The 4,787-nt window shown below is 62.9% G+C and carries 3 protein-coding genes; all 3 read right to left on the bottom strand.

Annotated features, from left to right (window positions below):
- Window positions 1-3,346, bottom strand: a 3,346-nt coding sequence (locus Q4F91_RS10325) for a contractile injection system protein, VgrG/Pvc8 family (protein WP_303337414.1), incomplete at its 3' end; no start/stop codon positions are given.
- A 25-nt stretch (window positions 3,347-3,371) separates the two neighbouring features.
- Window positions 3,372-3,662 (bottom strand): hypothetical protein, encoded by a 291-nt coding sequence (locus Q4F91_RS10320; protein WP_303337412.1) that lies wholly within the window; start codon window positions 3,660-3,662, stop codon window positions 3,372-3,374.
- A gap of 6 nt (window positions 3,663-3,668) precedes the next feature.
- A partial coding sequence (locus tag Q4F91_RS10315; RefSeq protein ID WP_303337411.1) for an AAA family ATPase occupies window positions 3,669-4,787 on the bottom strand: 1,119 nt, incomplete at its 5' end.

Raw genomic sequence — 4,787 nt, 5'->3', positions numbered from 1 at the left:
CGCAGGCGGAAGTCAAGGGGCGGCCCACTGAAATCTCATGCGTTAGCCCTGGTTCGAGGGCGTTGTTATTAATAACCACGCTATTATTGATAGTCTTTGACGTGATTTTTTCGGTGCTCGACGTAATCGTAATAAGATCAGTGTTGTAAAGTCTCGTCATATTCTTAACATCAACGACACCAAGTTTCGCATCAACCGCCCACCCGGCGCTGTTCTGAATTACGTTGGTAGCCTTAGTGGTGAGGGTAGTTGCGGCCGCCATATCAAGCTTGGGAGCGAAGATATTTGTCCCCGTGAGACTGCGGGAGTCAATGTTGATTGCCGTCGTCTGCGAAATAGCGTCTCTCGCCAATTGGAGGGCAGGCAGGACAATATCCGCAGCCGTGCCGGTGCTGAGATCCGGTAACCCAGATGCAGGGCTTACGTACTGCGTGATGCCTTTCTGACTGCCGACCGTGAAATCCGCAACGTCGACCTTCATGCCGGCCCCGGAGGAGACCTTGATGGAGGCACCCGTGGCGGTCGCCGAGGTCTTCATGATGAGCGGAATCACCGTATTCAGCATGACCGTGAGCTTGCCGGCGAATGTCGCCAGTCGACATAAGTCACGCGGGGACACGTTGGAATTCCCGAGCACTTTGTCATACACGTTCACGTACTCGGACTTTCTGTCCTGAGAGACGTAGACCGCCTGCCTGATCGCCTCCTCCGCATTCATAAATATCTCGACGAGATCAATCACATCGATGATGGTCTCGACCACCGTCCAGACATGCTCGCTTTTCTTGGTGGTCCAGCTCGTGTAGACCTTCTTGACCTCAAGAATGATCTGCGAAACAATGATCTGGGTCATGATCGTCGCAGAGAGTTCCTCCTGAGCTTTGGTCGACGGGGTGGAGGCAGCGGCCTGGAGCGCGCTCATCAGCGTGAAATCGCAGAGGTTGTAGAGCATCTGCCACATCTGATTGGTCTTCGTGCCCACCTCGTTGCCCGAGATGGAGACGTTGCCGTAGCTTGCCTTGACGGAGCCGCCGAAGCAGTCGGAGATGCCGCTCGAGAACGTGCCCTTGAAGTTGAGCGCCATGCCCATGATCGTCACGCCCTTGGTCGAGTCGCAGCTGATCGTGGAGCTGAAGGCGCCCTTGGCGCCGTGCATCCACTTGTTCGAGGCAAGGTTCACGCCGTCGCGGGAGATCGTGATCTTGCTGCCGCCCACGGAGAGACTGATCTTCGTCTTCGCGGAGAGGTTGATCTCGTCGGCCGAGATGTACGCGCTGTCGGCATTGAGCAAGTACTTGTCGTCGGCGACGACGAGATGCTTCTTCGAATACTCGCCGAGCTCGCCCTGGGACGAGATCGTGAGCTCGCCCGTCGTCTGCAGCTTCTTGTTTGAAATGAAGAGCTTGTCATAGGTCTTCGCGATTTCGGCAGCCTTCTTGGAGACCGCCTTGGCCTTCGTCTCGAAAGCCGCGAGAGCCGCGCTGATCTTGTCTTTGCTGCTGCTCTGGAGCTCGTTCTCAAGATTTTGCTTGGCGGTCCAGTATTCCCTGAGCACCGCATCGACGGTTAACCTGTCTTTTTCCCAGGCCGCGAGGAGGTCCGCCTTGTTCGCCTTCCATGCGAGCACGGTGATCACACGGAAGAGGTCGCCCGAGATCATGAGATCGATCACGCGCGAAAGCGCGTCCGGGCTTGTGCTGCGCAGCGTCACCGACGAGGCTGCGCCCGCGAACCCGACGGCGTCGAGCGCATCGGCGCGCACGCGGCTGATCTCGCTCGCGGCGGCCGTGCTCTTCCCGATGACGCCGAGAATCCAGTAGCGACCCTGGTCGCCGGTGAGGAGCACCTGGTCGCCTTCGCGCGGCATCGCCGGCGTCGCCCCGGAGCCCTGCGAGAGCAGGCGCAGCGTCTCGGCGACGACGGTCGCGCCCGTGCCCTGGATCTGGACGTTGAAGAGCGCAGGCGTGTCGCTCATGTCCTGCGCGGAGACGATGCTCCCCGAGACCTTGGTCACGGTGCCCTGGTAGAGACCCGCGGCCCTCTGCGTCTCAGGAGCAGGCTCCGGCGCGAACGACCCGCAGATCTCATCGGACGCGTACTCGACGGCCTCGACCTTCTGCGAGAAGCTCGAGGAGCTCGACCTTCCCTGCGGGAGGGCGACGAGGGTGGTCGGCCACGTGGTGCGGCAGTACATCGAGGCGCGTGTGATGTAGAAGACGGTGCCCTCGGTGTCGGCGGAGGCATTGAAGCCCTTCACCACGATGTTGACGCCCGGGACGATCGCAAGCGCCTCTACCTCGCCGTCGGCGCGGATGGCACGGCGCCTTGCCGCGGCCTCGATCGCACCGGCGATCCTGCAGCGGGTCGAGTCACGAAGCTTGTTGCCGATCTGCGTCTCTCGGGTCACATCAAGACTGGCACCTGTTCCGGCCTTGCTCACGGCGCGCTTGCCGCGGAAGGGCGAGTCAGGAACCTGAACGATATGCTTCTTCGTCGCTGCGACGGAGATTTCGCCGCCGCCGTCCGTCCCGTTCACGGTGACGGCATCGGGCGGCGTGCCGAGGTTCATGTGCCACGAGGTCAGAATGAACTGGTCCGCCTTGAGCTTCGGCGGCTCCGTGTCGGCGCCGTACACCCAGGTGCGGGAAAGGTCGTAGCGGATCTCTTCCGATGCCTTCGCGGGCTGACCAATGCGCAGGTTGAGGCCGTAAGTGTGGAGAAGCCGGCGGATGAACGCCAGATCGGACTCGTCGCGCTGCTCGAAGATGAGCATCTGGGTCAGATCCTCCGCCGTGTCCGACTGCGCCTTGAGCGAGTGGACCGTGAGACCGTTGTCCTTCATCACGACGGACACCGCTCCCGCCGCCACGTTGTCCGTGATGCAGCGGGTGCGGCGCGTGTTCGCGAGAAGCGCTATTCCGGGCTTCAGGGTGATGCGGTAGGCAAAGGCCTCCGTCCACTTCGGAGCGGCGCCCGCGGTGACGCTCTTCTTCACCGAGCCCTGGAAGAGCGCGCCGATCACGGAGACGTCCGTGACCACGCCCTTGAAGAAACGGTTGGCATCCTGAACCTTGCTGTCGTCCTTCCGGATCTTTTCCCTGCGGGAGATCGTCAGCAGGGCCTCCTTGCCGATGGCAGCGGAGAGGGCGGCGGTGCTCGCCGGTACTCTGGAGTAGATGAGCACTTCCGCGGACGAGTCGCCCGAGAGCGCCTCGTCGATCCTGAGTTCATAAAGGCCGACGTCGGTCGCGTCCGTCACATTGAAAAGTGACGAGTCACAGTAGAGATCAAGCCTGAACACGCAGGCGTCAATCGAGTTGTTGAAACTCCTGATGGTTTCAGTCATTCGCTTTCGTTCTCCATCACCGGCGTCAGATGATCGTCGTCATGTTGGTGCACACCGCCACGGCGGTTGTCACCGGCACGCCCGTGGCGGGATTCGTTCCCACCACGGTGCTGCCGAGGTTCACCGGGGGGCGGCCCTGGACGAGCACCTTGACGACGGTCGACGTCGTCACCGTGCCCACGCAGGCCGCGCCGGTCACGGCGTCACCGACGAGCGAGACCGGCATCCCCTTGAAGAGGCGCTTCGGGCACCCCGGGCCCATGATGATGTCCCCGGTGGCAGTGGTGTTCTGCATTGTTGCGATCGGCGCGGGCATGATGTCTCACTCCTCGGCGTTCTCAAACTCGTACGTGAAGGCGCCGTCCTTTGCGTCCACCGTGCAGCGGCGCAGAGTCTTGCCTTCCATGGTGTTGCGCAGGAACGCGGCGGACACCTCGGGCAGCAGATCGTTCGAGACGATCGCGTCGATGAGGCGGGCGCCGGAGGCGATGTTGTCGCAGCGGCGGATGATCTCGTCGCGCGCGCCCTGCGCGAAGACGAGCTCGGCGCGGTAGTTGGCGCGCACGCGCTTGACGATCTTCCTGAGCTTCAGCTCCACGATGAGGTTCAAGGCCTTCTGCGAGAGCGGATAGTAGGGAACGATCGAGAGGCGCCCGAGGAGCGCGGCCGGGAAGACGCGGCGCATCGCCGGACGCACGGCCTCCTGCAGGATCTGCTGGTCGGGGTAGTGCTCCTCGTCCTGGCAGAGCGCCATGATCTCGTCGTCGCCCACGTTCGTCGTGAGGATGATCACGGTGTTGCGGAAGTCGATGAGACGACCCGCGCCGTCCTCCATGCGGCCCTTGTCAAAGACCTGGAAGAAGATCTCGTGGACATCCTTGTGGGCCTTCTCGACCTCGTCCAAGAGCACCACGGAGTAGGGCTTCCTGCGGACGGCCTCGGTGAGGACGCCGCCCTCGCCGTAGCCCACGTACCCCGGAGGCGCACCCTTCAGAGTCGACACGGTGTGCGCTTCCTGGAACTCGCTCATGTTGATCGTGACGAGGTTCCTCTCGGTGCCGTAGAGCTGCTCGGCGAGCGCGAGCGCCGTCTCGGTCTTGCCGGTGCCCGAGGGGCCGGCGAGCATGATGACCGCGATCGGCTTCTCGGGATCGGCGAGCGCGGCGCGCGCCGTCGTGATGCGGCGGGCGATAAGATCGATGCCGTGGTCCTGGCCCACGACGCGCTTCTTCATCGCGTCGGCGAGGCCGAGGACGGAGGCGATCTCGTCCTTCACCATCTTGCCGAGCGGGATGCCGGTCCACTCGGCGAGAATCGTCGAGACGGCCTGCTCATCAACCTCGGTGAGCACCATCGGCGACTCGCCCTGGAGCGCGGAGAGCTCGGCGCGCTTGGCACGCAGCTCGGCGCGGAGCGCCGCGGCGTCGGGAGCGGCCTCGTC

Source organism: Sutterella sp. (genome assembly GCF_030539355.1).
In the GTDB taxonomy this organism is placed as follows: Bacteria; Pseudomonadota; Gammaproteobacteria; order Burkholderiales; family Burkholderiaceae_F; genus Sutterella.
Note: the sequence above shows the minus strand (reverse complement) of the source record. Positions and strands in the feature narration are given on the sequence as shown.